This is a genomic window from Gemmobacter nanjingensis (genome assembly GCF_014652195.1).
GTDB lineage: Bacteria > Pseudomonadota > Alphaproteobacteria > Rhodobacterales > Rhodobacteraceae > Gemmobacter > Gemmobacter caeni.
Window position 1 is genome coordinate 66,849 of the sequence record NZ_BMYI01000012.1, and the last position, 14,309, is coordinate 81,157.

At 64.6% G+C, this 14,309-nt stretch carries 15 protein-coding genes and 1 tRNA gene; 7 read left to right on the forward strand and 9 right to left on the reverse strand.

The window, feature by feature from the left end:
* The first annotated feature begins 4 nt into the window (after positions 1 to 4).
* The 3 genes from thiB to IE126_RS17370 are packed head-to-tail and all read left to right on the forward strand — an operon-like array spanning position 5 to position 3,157.
* The gene (gene thiB, locus IE126_RS17360; protein WP_054302812.1) at positions 5 to 985 is read left to right on the forward strand and encodes a thiamine ABC transporter substrate binding subunit; all 981 of its coding nucleotides are present in this window, start codon (positions 5 to 7) and stop codon (positions 983 to 985) included.
* On the forward strand, positions 961 to 2,487 hold the full coding sequence (locus IE126_RS17365) for an ABC transporter permease family protein (RefSeq protein ID WP_189381724.1): 1,527 nt from the start codon (positions 961 to 963) through the stop codon (positions 2,485 to 2,487). The genes thiB and IE126_RS17365 overlap by 25 nt, the downstream gene beginning before the upstream one ends.
* Complete coding sequence (locus IE126_RS17370) at positions 2,474 to 3,157, forward strand: thiamine ABC transporter ATP-binding protein (protein ID WP_054302750.1); 684 nt, start codon at positions 2,474 to 2,476, stop codon at positions 3,155 to 3,157. Before IE126_RS17365 ends, IE126_RS17370 begins: the two co-directional genes overlap by 14 nt.
* A 48-nt stretch (positions 3,158 to 3,205) precedes the next feature.
* Here the strand turns inward: IE126_RS17370 and IE126_RS17375 are convergent, their stop codons facing one another.
* Genes IE126_RS17375 through petA form a run of 3 tightly spaced genes read right to left on the reverse strand, consistent with a single transcriptional unit; the run spans position 3,206 to position 5,899 of the window.
* Positions 3,206 to 3,994 (reverse strand): cytochrome c1, encoded by a 789-nt coding sequence (locus tag IE126_RS17375; RefSeq protein ID WP_054302749.1) that lies wholly within the window; start codon positions 3,992 to 3,994, stop codon positions 3,206 to 3,208.
* Positions 3,995 to 4,013: 19 nt separating this feature from the next.
* Positions 4,014 to 5,327: a cytochrome b gene (gene petB / locus IE126_RS17380; RefSeq protein WP_054302748.1), complete on the reverse strand. Its 1,314-nt coding sequence runs from the start codon at positions 5,325 to 5,327 to the stop codon at positions 4,014 to 4,016.
* A gap of 11 nt (positions 5,328 to 5,338) precedes the next feature.
* Complete coding sequence (petA, locus tag IE126_RS17385; RefSeq protein ID WP_108129716.1) at positions 5,339 to 5,899, reverse strand: ubiquinol-cytochrome c reductase iron-sulfur subunit; 561 nt, start codon at positions 5,897 to 5,899, stop codon at positions 5,339 to 5,341.
* A gap of 254 nt (positions 5,900 to 6,153) precedes the next feature.
* Here petA and IE126_RS17390 point away from each other — a divergent pair, with 254 nt between their 5' ends.
* A complete protein-coding gene (locus tag IE126_RS17390; protein WP_189381725.1) occupies positions 6,154 to 6,729 on the forward strand; it encodes a phosphatase PAP2 family protein in 576 nt (191 codons plus the stop codon).
* A 13-nt stretch (positions 6,730 to 6,742) separates the two neighbouring features.
* Here the strand turns inward: IE126_RS17390 and IE126_RS17395 are convergent, their stop codons facing one another.
* The gene (locus tag IE126_RS17395) at positions 6,743 to 7,354 is read right to left on the reverse strand and encodes a glutathione S-transferase (RefSeq protein WP_054302745.1); all 612 of its coding nucleotides are present in this window, start codon (positions 7,352 to 7,354) and stop codon (positions 6,743 to 6,745) included.
* Positions 7,355 to 7,462: 108 nt separating this feature from the next.
* Here IE126_RS17395 and IE126_RS17400 point away from each other — a divergent pair, with 108 nt between their 5' ends.
* Positions 7,463 to 8,029 (forward strand): peroxidase-related enzyme, encoded by a 567-nt coding sequence (locus tag IE126_RS17400; protein WP_108129714.1) that lies wholly within the window; start codon positions 7,463 to 7,465, stop codon positions 8,027 to 8,029.
* Positions 8,030 to 8,089: 60 nt separating this feature from the next.
* On the opposite strand, the gene ykgO is transcribed toward IE126_RS17400, so the two are convergent.
* Both ykgO and IE126_RS17410 read right to left on the reverse strand, forming a co-directional pair.
* Positions 8,090 to 8,215, reverse strand: a complete 126-nt coding sequence (gene ykgO, locus IE126_RS17405; RefSeq protein ID WP_054302743.1) for a type B 50S ribosomal protein L36 — start codon at positions 8,213 to 8,215, stop codon at positions 8,090 to 8,092.
* 63 nt (positions 8,216 to 8,278) lie between these two features.
* Positions 8,279 to 8,353: transfer RNA gene (locus IE126_RS17410), tRNA-Val, on the reverse strand.
* Positions 8,354 to 8,488: 135 nt separating this feature from the next.
* Between IE126_RS17410 and IE126_RS17415 the strand changes: the two genes are divergently transcribed.
* Complete coding sequence (locus tag IE126_RS17415) at positions 8,489 to 9,370, forward strand: N-formylglutamate amidohydrolase (protein WP_189381726.1); 882 nt, start codon at positions 8,489 to 8,491, stop codon at positions 9,368 to 9,370.
* Positions 9,371 to 9,382: 12 nt separating this feature from the next.
* Here the strand turns inward: IE126_RS17415 and IE126_RS17420 are convergent, their stop codons facing one another.
* Positions 9,383 to 10,603 (reverse strand): winged helix-turn-helix domain-containing protein, encoded by a 1,221-nt coding sequence (locus IE126_RS17420; protein ID WP_189381727.1) that lies wholly within the window; start codon positions 10,601 to 10,603, stop codon positions 9,383 to 9,385.
* Between the two features lie 299 nt (positions 10,604 to 10,902).
* Between IE126_RS17420 and IE126_RS17425 the strand changes: the two genes are divergently transcribed.
* A complete protein-coding gene (locus IE126_RS17425) occupies positions 10,903 to 12,390 on the forward strand; it encodes a hypothetical protein (RefSeq protein ID WP_054302740.1) in 1,488 nt (495 codons plus the stop codon).
* 12 nt (positions 12,391 to 12,402) lie between these two features.
* Here the strand turns inward: IE126_RS17425 and rlmN are convergent, their stop codons facing one another.
* Positions 12,403 to 13,593: a 23S rRNA (adenine(2503)-C(2))-methyltransferase RlmN gene (gene rlmN / locus IE126_RS17430; RefSeq protein ID WP_108129764.1), complete on the reverse strand. Its 1,191-nt coding sequence runs from the start codon at positions 13,591 to 13,593 to the stop codon at positions 12,403 to 12,405.
* 141 nt (positions 13,594 to 13,734) lie between these two features.
* On the reverse strand, positions 13,735 to 14,268 hold the full coding sequence (locus IE126_RS17435; protein ID WP_054302739.1) for an invasion associated locus B family protein: 534 nt from the start codon (positions 14,266 to 14,268) through the stop codon (positions 13,735 to 13,737).
* Positions 14,269 to 14,309 lie beyond the last annotated feature (41 nt).

The following is a 14,309-nucleotide window of genomic DNA, read 5'->3' on the forward strand; positions in this document are numbered from 1 at the left end:
GACGATGAAATCTCTCAAATTTGCTGCGGGTCTCGCTTTTGTCGCCACATCCGTGGCGGCAGAGACCCCGGTACTGAACGTGCTGACCTATGACAGCTTCGTATCCGAATGGGGCCCCGGCCCGGCCATCGAAACGGGCTTCGAGGCCGAATGCAGCTGCGATCTGCGCTTCATACCGGCAGGGGACGGTGCCGCGCTGCTGGCGCGCGTGCAACTGGAAGGCGCAAGGACCGATGCCGACGTGGTTCTGGGTCTGGACACCAACCTGACCGCCGCGGCCCGCGAAACCGGCCTGTTCGCGCCACATGGTCAGGCCCCCGAACTCGACCTGCCGGTCGCCTTCGAAGATGCGAACTTCGTGCCCTACGACTGGGGCTGGTTCGCCTTTGTCCACAACCGCACATTGGATGCACCGAAGAACTTCCGTGATCTGGCGGGATCGGACCTGAAGATCGTCATTCAGGACCCGCGTTCCTCCACCCCCGGTCTGGGCCTTTTGATGTGGGTGAAGGCGGCCTATGGCGACGAGGCGGCGCAGGTCTGGAAGGATCTGGCCGACAATATCGTCACCGTCACCCCCGGCTGGTCCGAAGCCTATGGCATGTTCCTTGAAGGCGAGGCGGATATGGTGCTCAGCTACACCACCTCGCCCGCCTATCACCTGATCTCGGAACAGGATGACAGCAAGACCGCCGCCGTCTTCGACGAGGGCAATTATATGCAGGTCGAAGTGATGGGCAAACTGGCCGCTTCCGACCAGCCTGAACTGGCTGACCGCTTTATGGCCTATATGCTGTCGGATGCGGCGCAGGCGGTGCTGCCGACGACGAACTGGATGTATCCCGCCCATGTACCCGCCGAGGGGCTGCCGAAGGGGTTCGAGACGCTGGTGCAGCCGACCAAATCGCTGCTGCTGGGCGCGGATGAGGCCGAGGCGCTGCGCGCCCCGGCACTGGAAGAATGGCGCGCCGCGCTGGCGCGCTGATTGCGGCGGGGCTGGCGGCGCTGACGCTGGGCCCCGTGGCAGTCGTTCTGGCGCAAGCCGGGCGCGGCGGGGTCGGCACAGCCGATCTGGCCGCATTGCGCTTTACGGTAACGCAGGCCGCGCTTTCCGCGCTGGCCTCCACCGCCTGTGCGGTGCCGCTTGCCCGTGCTTTGGCCCGCCGCCGCTTTGCCGGGCGCAGGCTGATGATCACTGCGCTGGGGGCACCCTTCCTGTTGCCGGTCATCGTGGCGGTGCTGGGCCTGCTGGCGGTTTTCGGCCGCGCCGGTCTTGTGAATGGCGGGCTGCGTCTGTTGGGTCTGGCCCCCGTCTCGATCTTCGGGCTGGGCGGCGTGGTGCTGGCCCATATCTTTCTGAACATGCCGCTGGCGACGCGAATGCTGCTGCAAGGCTGGCAGGCCATTCCGGCGGAACGCCTGAGGCTTGCCGCCAGTCTCGATTTCAGGCCCACCGATTTCTGGCGCCATATCGAGGCACCGATGCTGCGCGATGTGCTGCCCGGCGTGCTGCTCGCGGTCTTTGCGATCTGCCTGACCAGCTTTGCCGTGGTGCTGATTCTGGGCGGCGGTCCGGCGGCCACGACCGTGGAACTGGCAATCTATCAGGCGATCCGGTTCGAGTTCGACCTGCCCCGTGCCGCCACGCTGGCCCTGATGCAGGTGGGGACCTGCGGGCTGGCGGTGGCGCTGGCGTCCTTCTTCACCACGCCGGGCGGATTCGGCGCCGGCCTCGACCGTCAGGCCGATCTGCCCGCGCCCGGCGGCTGGCGGCAGCTGATCGACTTTGGCGCCATCGGGCTGGCGGCGACCTTCCTCGCCCTGCCCATCGGCGCAGTGGTGCTGCGTGGCGTTCCCGGCCTTGCCAGCCTGCCCGCAGGGGTCTGGCCCGGCCTGCTGACCTCGCTGCTGGTCGCCCTCTGCACCGCACCTCTGGCCGTTTCTGCCGCGCTGGTGCTGGCGCTGGCCCGCGCCCATGGGGCCCGCTGGCTGGAGCCGGTGGCGATGCTGCCCATGGCCGGATCACAGCTTGTTCTGGGCACCGGGCTGTTTCTGCTGGTCTTTCCGTTCGTGGCACCACCCGACATGGCGGTGCCGGTCACCATTCTGGTGACCGCCGTCATGGCGCTGCCCTTCGCCTATCGCATCCTTTTGCCAGAGGCGCGCGTGCTGGTGGCCGATTATGGCACGCTGGCGGAATCACTGGGCCTGTGTGGCTGGGCCGCGCTCCGCCTGCTGATCCTGCCCCGCCTCCGCCGCCCGCTGGGCTTTGCACTGGGATTGACTGCCGCGCTGGCGGTGGGTGACCTGGGCGTCGTCGCGCTGTTCGCGGCAGAGCACGGGGCGACCCTGCCCCTTGTGATTTCCCGCCTGATGGCCGCCTATCGGATGGAGGCGGCGGCGGCGGCGTCGCTTTTGCTGGTGATCGCGGCCTTCGGCGTGTTCTGGATATGTGACAGATGGGGGCGCGCCGGTGCTGAGCTTTGAGAATGTCACGATTCAGCAGGACGATTTCAGCCTGGTCGCCAACTGGCAGGCCGGGCCGGGCCAGCGTATCGCGGTCATCGGCCCCTCTGGGGCCGGAAAGTCGACCCTGCTGAATGCTCTTGCAGGCTTCATACCGCTGGCGTCAGGTCATATTCGCTGGGAAGGTCAGCCGCTGGACGAGCTGACGCCGGGCAGGCGCCCGCTGTCGATCCTGTTTCAGGATCAGAACCTGTTCCCGCATCTGACTGTGGCGCAGAACCTTGGCCTCGGGCTTGACCCCTCGCTGCGGCGCGTCGACTCGGCGGCGGTTGACCGGGCGCTGGAGCGGGTCGGGCTGGGGGGGTTGGGCAACAGGCGCCCCGCCGCGCTGTCGGGCGGCCAGCAAAGCCGCGCTGCGCTGGCCCGCGCCTTGCTGCGCGCCCGGCCGATGCTGCTGCTGGATGAACCCTTCGCCGCGCTTGGCCCGGCCCTTAAGGCCGAAATGCTGGCGCTGGTCGAAGAACTCGCGGGTCCGGCGCTGGTCCTCATGGTCACGCATGACCCCGAGGATGCGCAGCGCTTTTCTTCGCACACCATTCTGGTGGCTGATGGTGTCGCCGCCCCCCCTGCGTCAACGGAAGCGCTATTCGCCAATCCGCCACCTGCGCTGGCCCGCTATCTCGGCACATGAAAAAGCCCCGCAGTTTCCTGCGGGGCTTTTCGTTTCACAGGCGCCAGATCAGACCAGCTTCTTGCCCTTAACCTTGGCCCAGAGCCGCTTGTTGGTCAGGTAAAGCAGCGTCGAAAGGCCGATCAGGAACAGAACGGCGACAAAACCCATCTGTTTGCGCGCCATCAGTTTCGGCTCGGCGGTCCACATCAGGAAGGCCGACACGTCTTCCGACATGGCGTCCACCGTCGCGGGATGACCGTCGATATAGGTCACCTGATCATCCGCCAGCGGCGGGGGCATCTTGATCCAGCCGGTCGAGAAGGCGTGGTTCTCGTAATAGGTCTCGCCCGCTTCTTCCTTGGTCTCGCCGGTATAGCCGGTGAGAATCGCATGGATGTATTCCGGGCCGCCGATGCCGTTGAACAGCTGGCTCAGACCCGTGCCGTAAGGGCCGTGGAAACCCGCACGCGCCTTGGCCATCAGGCTGAGGTCAGGGGCACCCGCGCCGGTGTTCGGCGGGAAGTGATCCGACGGGACCGCCTCACGCTCTTCGCCGGTGTCCTTGTCGACCACCGAGAAGTTCTTGGCATAGGCACGGACCTGATCATCGGGAAGCTGCGGGCCGCCCTCGTCCGAAAGCGTGCGGATCGACACATATTTCAGACCGTGGCAGGCCGCACAGACTTCGGTGAAGACCTGAAGACCGCGCTGGAGCTGGTTCTTTTCGAACTTGCCGAACGGACCTTCGAAGGAGAAGGCGACATCCTCGATGTGGCCGCCGCCACCGGCGGCCATGGCGGCGCCGGAGGTGATGGCCAGAGCCGAGATCGCGCTGATTGCGATTTTGCGAAGCATCTCAGTTACTTCCTTTCTCTCACTCGGCCGCGTGCGGATAATGGGCCTTGAAGTCTTCCTCGATGGTCGCCGGGATGGCCAGCGGCTTTTCGATCACGCCAAGAAGCGGCAGGATCACGAGGAAGTAGGCGAACCAGTAGGTCGCAGCGATGAGCGAGATCCAGTCATAGGGGAACTCGGTCGACTGGGCGCCAACCCACATCAGGACCATGAAGTCGACGCAGAGCAGCCAGAACCACCATTTGAACATCGGACGATACTTGCCCGAACGCACCGACGAGGTATCGAGCCAGGGCGCCAGCGCCATGACCGCGATCGCGCCGAACATCGCCAGCACGCCGAAGAACTTGGCGTCCACGATGCCGAAGGTGATGAACTGAACGAACTGCACCGCCCAGACGTCCGAAGTGAAGGCACGCAGGATGGCGTAGAACGGCAGGAAGTACCATTCCGGCACGATATGCGCAGGCGTCGCCAGCGGGTTCGCCTCGATATAGTTATCCGGGTGGCCAAGGTAGTTCGGCATGAAACCGACGATGGCGAAGAACACCACCAGAATCACTGCCAGCGCAAACAGATCCTTGATGACATAGTAGGGCCAGAACGGAACGGTGTCTTTCTTCGCCTCTTCCTTCGACCCGCGGCGCACATCGACCCCGGTGGGGTTGTTGTTGCCGGTGGTGTGGAAGGCCCAGATGTGCACGGCGACGAGGGCCGCGATCACGAAGGGCAGCAAGTAGTGCAGCGAGAAGAAGCGGTTCAGCGTGGCGTTGTCGACAGCCGGTCCGCCCAGCAACCAGGCCTGGATATCCGGTCCGATGCCCGGAATGGCGCCGAACAGGCCGGTGATCACGGTCGCGCCCCAGAAGGACATCTGACCCCAGGGCAGAACATAGCCCATGAAGGCGGTGCCCATCATGCAGAGGTAGATCAGCATGCCGACGATCCAGGTCACTTCGCGCGGCGCCTTGTAGCTGCCGTAGTAGAGACCCCGGAAGATGTGCAGGTAAACGGCCACGAAGAACAGCGAGGCGCCGTTGGCATGCAGATAACGCAGCGCGAAGCCGCCGTTCACGTCACGCATGATGTGCTCGACGCTGGCGAAGGCCAGATCGACATGCGGCGTGTAGTGCATCACCAGCACGATGCCGGTCACGATCTGCAATGCAAGGCAGAAGGTCAGGATGATGCCCCAGATCCACATCCAGTTGAGGTTCTTCGGGGTGGGGATCATCAGCGTGTCATAGGCCAGCCCGACAATCGGGAGGCGCGAATGCAGCCACTTTTCGATGCCCGTCTTGGGCTCGTAATGGTCGTGCGGAATTCCGGCCATCGGTGTCTCCCTCAGCCCAGCTTGATGGTGTTCGGATCGGTGAACTGCGCCACCGGCACAGGCAGGTTACGCGGCGCGGGCCCTTTGCGGATGCGGCCAGCCGTATCGTAGTGCGAGCCGTGGCAGGGGCAGAACCAGCCGCCGAAGTCACCGGCGCCATTGCCCAGCGGCACGCAGCCGAGGTGGGTGCAGACGCCCATCATCACCAGCCACTCGCCCGCTTCGTCCAGCGTGCGGTTCTGGTCGGCGGCATCGGCATCCGGCTTATTGGCATTGTCGGCATGGGGATCGACGAGATCGGTCAGCGCAACGGCGCGTCCGGCGTCGATCTCTTCGGGGGTGCGGCGGCGGATGAAGACCGGCTTGCCAAGCCATTTCACGGTGAGCTGCGAGCCCACAGCCACATTGGAGACATCGACATGGATCGAGGCAAGGGCGCGCACGTCAGCCGAAGCGTTCATCTGGTTGATCAGCGGCCAGACCGCCGCGCCGGTAGCGACGGCGCCGGCACCAGCCGTTGCATAGTACAGGAAATCCCTGCGGGTGCCTGCGTGATCTTCTGCGTGGGACACGAGATCTTCTCCCTCTCAAGGGCCGCCTCATGCGACCCATGCAAATCAGGGGCGGCGGTCGCCCGCAGCCGTGATGGGCGGGTTTTAGCCAAGCGCCCCCGTCACGTCCAGCGGTCATAGGCGCGCAGGCCCCGGTTTGATGCGGCATTTTCGCATCATTCGCCCCTCGCAATGCCACAATGCCTGCGACACGGGCGCGTGAACTGCCTGTTACATCGGCACGTTAGGCAGGCCCGCAAGTGGCGGAGGCACCGATGATCAGGCCCTTTTGGAAAATGCTCGGCCGTGTCCAGCTGGTGCTGGCAGCTCTGTCGCTGAGCCTGATTCTCTGCGAACCGGCGGCGCGGCGCTATGGCGACCGGCTTCAGATCGCGCTGCCGGTCGTGGCCCTGGCCTGTGCCGCAGCGGATGGCCGGGCGGGCGAGCTGCTTTTGCGGTTTACCGGGGTGATTGCCGTTGCGCATGGCACCAAGCAACTGCTGGGCAACACGGCGCTGAACCGGCGGCCCGGCGGTGGCAGCGATGGCTTCCCCTCGGCGCACACCGCCGCTGCCGGTTTCGGCGCCAGCGCGCTGCTGCATGACTGCCTGCCGCCGCATCCGGTCGCCCGTGCGGTAGTGGTGATCGGGGCGGGTTTTGTGGGGGCCTCACGCATTCAGGCGCAGGCCCATGACATCTGGCAGGTTCTGGCCGGGGCCGTTCTGGGCTGGCTGGGAGAACGCGTGCTGCGCCGCGACAGCCACGCACGCCGCACCGTGATCCGATGGCTTGGCAGCCTGCGCGCCGCCTGCCGCCGCAGCCTCTGGTCGCACCTGCCTTCCAGAACCTAGAAGCCCTTCGAAATCAAACCGTTGACGGGCGCGTCGCCAGCATCGAGGCCCGGCCGGAAAACTCGGCCTCCCAGGCGGCGAGATGCGGATGCGCTGCGCGCCACGGTCGGTCAGAATGCCGGAAGTCCAGGTAGGCCAGCGCACAACCCAGGGCGATCTGGCCCATGTCCAGCGGCCCGGCCAGATGACCGGACCACCGCCGTTCGGCCGCATCCAGCGCACGGGCGATCTTGGCCCACTGCCCTTCCACCCAGTCGGGATGCCGCCGCTCCTCGGGCCGCACCCGCGATTCGTAGACCATCAGGATCGCGGCATCGAGGATACCGTCCGCTGTCGCTTCCAGTGTCAGCACCTCCCACAGGGCGGGCGCAGGCGGGTAAAGCCCTGCGGTGCCCAGATCATCCAGATAGCGACAGATCACCCGGCTGTCATAAAGCGCCACCCCCTCGTCGGTTTCCAGCGCTGGAATCTTGCCCAGTGGATTGCGGTCCACCGGCATGGACCCCGGATCAACCGGCGTGCCCTGCGCCGCCACCAGTTCGACCCTTGGCAGCAGCCCGGTTTCGTGCAGCAAAACCATGACCTTACGCACATAGGGCGAGGTCGGGGAATGAAACAGCCGCATGATCCTGTCCTCCGGTCGGCGATTCGACTTCAGGCAGCATAGCCCCGCGATTTCGCGTTGGAACCTTTCCCGCTTCGGTGCAGGCTGTCACTTATAAGGGAGGATGCAATGACCGAAACCGTAACCGCGCTGGATCTGGAGCCCGAAAACCCGCTGCCCGACGACATCGCCGCCTATTTCGGCAAGTGTCAGGAAAAGCTGGGCATGATCCCGAATGTGCTGCTGGCCTATGCTTTCGACGCGGAAAAACTGCGCGCCTTCAGTGCGATGTATAACGACCTGATGCTGGCACCCTCGGGGCTGACCAAAGCGGAACGCGAGATGATCGCGGTCGCCGTTTCGGCGCAGAATGCCTGCGTCTATTGCCTGACTGCCCATGGCGCGGCGCTGCGCCAGCTTTCCGGCGATCCGGCGCTGGCGGAAACCGTGGCGCAGAACTGGCGCGTGGCCGATATCTCCCCCCGGCAGCGGGCCATGCTGGCCTTCGCGGTGAAGCTGACCAACCATCCCGCCGAAATGGGCGAGGCCGACCGGGCCACCCTGCGGGCGGAAGGATTCAGCGATGCGGATATCTGGGATATCGCCGCCGTCGCCGCTTTCTACAACATGTCGAACCGGCTGGCGGCGGCGGTCGAGATGCGGCCGAACCCCGAATATCACGCCATGGCGCGCTGAAATGAAAAAGACCGCCGGGTTTCCCGCGGCGGTCTTTCCAAAGCGATGGCTTGGCGCCAATCAGCCCTGACGGGCCTTGTAGCGCTTCTGGGTCTTGTTGATCACATAGACCCGGCCTTTACGGCGCACAACCTGACAGTCGCGGTGACGCGTCTTCAGCGAGCGCAGCGAGTTCTTGACCTTCATGGGTCGTCTCCTTATCGCGGCGCGCGTGCGCCTTCTTGCCTTGTGCCCCTTGCGGGACGAAAATGGTGGGCGGTACTGGGATCGAACCAGTGGCCACTACGATGTCAACGTAGTGCTCTACCGCTGAGCTAACCGCCCTGACTTGCCCCTGCCGCAGCCTTTGTAAAAACAAAGGACGCGGGCAGAACCGCGTCGTGGAGGGGTCTATAAAGAGAGTCGCAGCGGTGTTCAAGGGGTTTCGACAACAGAAAAATCCGCGCTATACCTTTTGACATGATCCACCGGACCGAAACCGAAGCCTATGTCCTGAACACCCCGCAGATCGGGCGGGGGCCGCTGGTATTTTCATCGCCGCATAGCGGCCGGGCCTATGATCCGGCGTTTCTCGATAACATTCTGCTCGATTCATCCCAGATCCGCAGCTCGGAAGACGCCTTTGTCGACGAGCTTATCGGCACGGCGCCGGCAGCGGGCATCCCGCTTCTGGCGGCGCGGGTACCACGGGCGTTTCTGGATCTGAACCGGGGCAGCGATGAACTTGACCCGGCAGTGATCGAGGGAATCGGCCGGGCGGCGCATAATCCGCGCGTCAGCTCCGGGTTAGGGGTGATTCCCCGTGTGGTGGCGCAGGGTCGCAATATCTATCGCGGAAAGATTTCCCTGGCCGAGGCGGAAGCACGCATCGCGCGGCACTGGCATCCGTGGCACGACCAGTTGAAGACACTGCTGCGCGAGGCGCATCTGGGCGCGGGGCAGGCCATCCTGCTCGACTGGCATTCCATGCCACATGAGGCGATCGAGGTGCATTCACGCCCCGGCATTGCCCATCCCGAGGTCGTGCTGGGCGACCGTTTCGGCGCTTCTGCGGCGCGCGAGGTAACGGATCGGATCGAGGCCGCCTTCCGCCGCGCGGGCCTGCGGGTGGTCCGCAATGCACCCTTCGCCGGGGCCTATATTGCCCAGACCTATGGCCGCCCGTCGCAGCAGCAGCATGTGGTGCAGATCGAAATCGACCGCGCGCTTTATATGGACGAAACCGCGATCCGCCGCAGTACGGATTTCACCGCCTTCCGGCAGGTGATCGCCGGCATCATCACCGAACTCGCGGGGGCATTCCGCCGCCCCGGCGGCGCGATGCCACTGGCAGCGGAATAGCGCCGTCCGGCCTCAACGTTCAGGCGGCAGATGGTCGCGCAGCCAGTCGGCGGCAAATTCGACGCCGTTATCACAGCCACAAAACCGGGCGAGGCGATCCAGTTCCGCCTCCAGCCGCGCGCGGCGTCCCGTTCCCATCGACACTCCGGCCTCGGGCCAGAAGGCACGGACCGCCAGCACGCCCCGGTCGCGCTGCGCCCTGGCATCCACACGCCCCACCAGCCGTGCGCCCTCCAGCACCGGAAAGACGTAATAGCCGAACCGCCGCTGCGGCTCGGGCACGAAAACCTCGATCCGGTAATGAAACCCGAACAGTCGCTCGGCCCGCTTGCGGTCGCGCAGGGCCGGATCGAAGGGCGAAAGGATGCGGAGGCGCCCCGGCGGTTCGGGCGGGTCGAACTGCGGCAGATCGGGACGGGCCAGATGGGTGCGCAGGCTGCCATCGGCCCCTTCCACCGCGACACGAATCGCAGCGCCCGAGGCCAGCGCGGCTTCGGACCAGACCTTTGCCTCATCCGGCGTGACAGCAGCCCAATAGGCCGCCAGCTCGCCCGGTGTTGCAAAGCCCAGCCGGTCCAGCGCGGTATTGCAGGCCCAGTCGATAACCGCGGCATCATCATGCAGGTGGTCACGCCATTCCGCCGGGATCACCCGCTCGGTCAGGTCATAAACCTTGCGAAACCCGTCGCGCCGCGTCACCGACAGCTCGCCCACGCGCCACAGATATTCCAGCGCCGCCTTTGACGGATGCCAGTCCCACCAGCCACCAGACCCGCGCGCCTCCCCCTCCCCCACATCGGCCGAGGTGACGGGACCATGATCAGCAACCCGTGCCAGCACCTCGTCAAACTTCTCGTGGAATCCCGCGCGCTGCCAGCCGGTCCAGCGCTGCACCAGACGGGCGCGATCCTGTTCAAACCGGCGCCGCCAGAACGGAAACCACGCCACCGGCAGGATCGAGGCATCGTGGGTCCAGTGTTCCCACAGCAGCCGGTCACGCTCCATCAGCCGGGCCAGCGCCTCGGGGCGATAGCTTTGACGCCGCGCCCACAGGATCATGTGATGCGCCCGCGATACGGTGTTGATGCTGTCCACCTGCACGAACCCGATCCGGGTGATCAGTTCATGCAGCGCCGCACCACTGGCCACACCTGACGGCGCCTCGGCCAGCGCATGACGGTCCAGAAAAATGCGCCGGGCGCGGGCGTTGGGAACAAGCGGGAGCTGAGACATGGCCGCAGGTTAGCAGCAGGCGCGCCACAGACAAGCCAGAGAACCCCGCGCCCGTGTCTGTTCCGCGCTGCATTCCGGCTTGCCACAGCAATTATGGATTGCAGCAGGCAAAGCGCCACCCAGGCGCCTAAGCGCAGACTTGCCGCAATGGTTCGATTTCGAAGGTAGCCGCATCCTGAGCTCGGCCTGACCCGACAGGGCGGCACGGCCCTCAGCGGCGGTCACCGCCTCTTGTGCCACTCCTGCCCACAGACTAAGTTCACGCCCCAAGGTTGTATCTTGCCAGTAGGAGGCCGTGCATGTGTCTGTTGTGTGTGCTTGGTGCCAAAAGTCCGGGTGAAGGGGATGATGGCCCCGGCGCAGAGATTCCCGCGCCCCCCGCAGGCAGCTCGCGCGCCCTGCTGGCCTATCTTGAGCACCCCAGCGCGCGCTGGAACGCCCTCACGGATCTCAAGACGCCCGTTGTCGTGACGTATTCCTTTCTGTCTAAAAAGGAATTGCCCTCACTGTCCGACGTCAACCCCTACGACAGTGACCGCTATATTCCGTTCAACGCGGCACAGCGCGAAGAATTCCGTAAGGCCGCCGACATCGCCATGAAAACCGCCGGGATCCTGCTGGTTGAAAGCGAGTCCGGCGGGGCGATGATCGACATTTACAACTCCATCAGCACCAATCGCTATGCGGGCTGGGCCAATTATCCTTGGGTAGACGGCTCGTTGCCAAGCGGCGGGGATCTCGTGCTGGATTTTCCGCAGAACACCAGTTACGCGCCCGGAACCTTCGCTTTCGAGGTGATGCTGCATGAACTGGGCCATGCTCTTGGTCTGAAGCACCCGTTCGAAGGCTCGGTCACCCTGCCGGGTCAGCATGACAACAGCAGCAATACCCTGATGTCCTACACGCAAAGCGGGAACAGTTTTTTCTCAAGCTACCGCTCCCTGGATACTGAGGCGCTTCAGAAGCTTTATGGCCAGCCACTGAACACGAAAGGCTGGCAGGTTGAGGCGGACGGCTTCGGCGTAAGTCTGAAAATGAGCAGCCGCTCGGAGTTCTTGCTTGGCCCCATTGGCCAGAGCACCCTCTCGGGCATGGGCGGGAATGATACGATCATCGGCGGCGGGGAGGATGATGTTCTCCGGGGTGGTCGTGGCGCTGACGTCCTGACAGATACGCAGGGCAGGCTCTATGGTGAAGGTGGGAACGACAGCCTGACCGGCGGCTGGGCGGACGAGTTACTGTTCGGCGGCGCGGGCAGTGACACGCTGCAAGGCGGCTCGGGTTCGGATCTGCTCCGCGGCGGAACGGGCGACGACCACATTACCTCGGACAGCGGTCGCTATGATTACGGGGATGATCTGCTTCATGGTGACGGCGGAAATGACACGCTCATCTCGACCTCGGGGAATGACATCCTGTCGGGCGGCGCGGGCGATGACCGGCTGGAGATGATCGGAGGCAATTCCACCCTGCTCGGGGGATCGGGCGCCGATGTGCTGGTCGTCCGCAGGAACAGCATTTACGCTGAGGTGAGTGGCGGTCGGGGGGATGACGTGCTGCGCCTGAGCGGCTGGGACCATGTGGTGATCATCGATCCGGCGCGGGACAAGGGCATCGACCGGATCATGGGCTTCGACACAGGGACCGACTCGATCCGTATCGACGGCGAGGCTGAGCCGGTATTCAGCCGCTATAGTGGTCGCAAGCTGGAAATCACCATCGGCGAGGCGCATCTGCGCTTCACCGATCTGGTCTGGGCTGACCGCGATCAGATCGTCTTCGTCTGACCGGCGCCGGGCTTACAGCCCGGCTTCCGACGCGATTTCGGCGCGCGACTTGCGCGCGCGTTCGGTCGCCGATTTCAACTGGCCACAGGCCGCCATGATATCCTCGCCGCGCGGGGTACGGATGGGGCTGGCGTAACCGGCCTTGTAGACGATGTCGGCAAAGGCCTCGATCCGCTCCCAGTCGGAACGCTCATAAGGCGCACCGGGCCATTCGTTGAAGGGGATCAGGTTGATCTTGGCCGGAATGCCCGCGATCAGCTTCACCAGGCGTTTTGCATCGGCATCGCTGTCGTTCACGCCTTTCAGCATCACATATTCAAAGGTAATGCGCTCGCTGTTCGACAGGCGCGGGTAGTCGCGCAGCGCGTCCAGCAAGGTGGCGATGTTCCATTTCTTGTTCACCGGCACCAGGCGATCACGCACCTCGTCGGTGGTGGCATGGAAGCTGATCGCCAGCAGACAGCCGATTTCCTCGGCCGTGCGGGCGATTTCCGGCACGATGCCGCTGGTGGAAAGGGTGATGCGGCGACGCGACAGGCTGATGCCCTCGCCATCCATCACCACCTTCATCGCGTCGCGCACATTGTCGAAGTTGTAAAGCGGCTCGCCCATGCCCATCAGCACAACGTTCGATACCAGCCGCGTCTCATCCTTCGGCGCACCCGGCACCGGCCATTCGCCCAGATCGTCGCGCGCCACCATAACCTGACCGACGATTTCCGCCGCTGTCAGATTGCGCACCAGCTTTTGCGTGCCGGTGTGGCAGAACGAACAGGTCAGCGTGCAGCCAACCTGGCTGGAGATGCACAGCGTCCCACGGGTTTCCTCGGGAATATAGACCGCCTCGACCTCGTGCCCGCCCGCGATGCGCAGCAGATATTTCCGCGTGCCATCGGCGGAGACCTGCCGCGTCACCACTTCGGGCACCGAAATCTCGAAATGCTCGGCCAGCAGCGCGCGATAATCCTTCGCCAGATTGGTCATCGCGGCGAAGTCGCGCACGCCCCAATGGTATATCCATTGCCAGATCTGCCCGACCCGCATCTTGGCCTGCTTTTCCGGCGTGCCCGCCGCAATCAGCGCGTCGCGCAACTGATCGCGCGTGAGGCCGACGAGATTGCGCAACCCGCCCTCAGGCAGTTTGCGCGGGATGGTCAGCACGTCCTGCGTGATCGGGGCGACGGCAGCGGGAGCCTCGGGCATGGGATTCGGGGCGTTCATGGCAACGGATTCCTTCGGATGAAGGGGGTTCATACAGGAAATCGCCGCCTTTGCCAAAGGGGCTTGGGCGACGAAACGCAAAAGGCCGCCCGAAGGCGGCCTGCGGGGGACCAGATCACCGCCTTACTGGCAGCGTTTGGCCGCATCGTCCATCGCTGCGGTGAAGCCGCGCAGCGAGAACGTATCCTTGGTCTGCGTCCCGCGCCCGGACCGGGCCGAAAGAATGGCACTGTTGCCCTTCTTCATCGCCGCAAGGATGGACGCATCCTGTTCCGGCGCGGCCCAGGCGAATTCGCCATCGGTGAACAGATCGAAGGTCGTGCCGCCAATATCCACCGTTACGGTCGATCCGCTGGCGAAAGGATAGCCGCCGGTGAAGCTCACCTCGCCACGACCACCACCGCCTGCGCGATAGGTGACGAACAGCAGGATGTCGCCACGGCGGGCCGAGACAGGCTTGCCGTCCCGGCTGTTCACCGTTTCCTTGGGAACCGAAACGCCCCAGCATTCCTTGGGCTTGCCATCCTTGGGTTCCACGAACACAGACCAGTCGGTCTGAACCGCAACCTGGTTGGTCGATTCCTGCGCCTGCGCTCCGGTCACCGCAACGAATGCCAGCGCTGCCCCGCCAAGCGTGCGTGCGAGAAGGGATGTCATCTGATACAGCCTCCAGCCGTGTCTTTGCCTCTGCCGCCCCG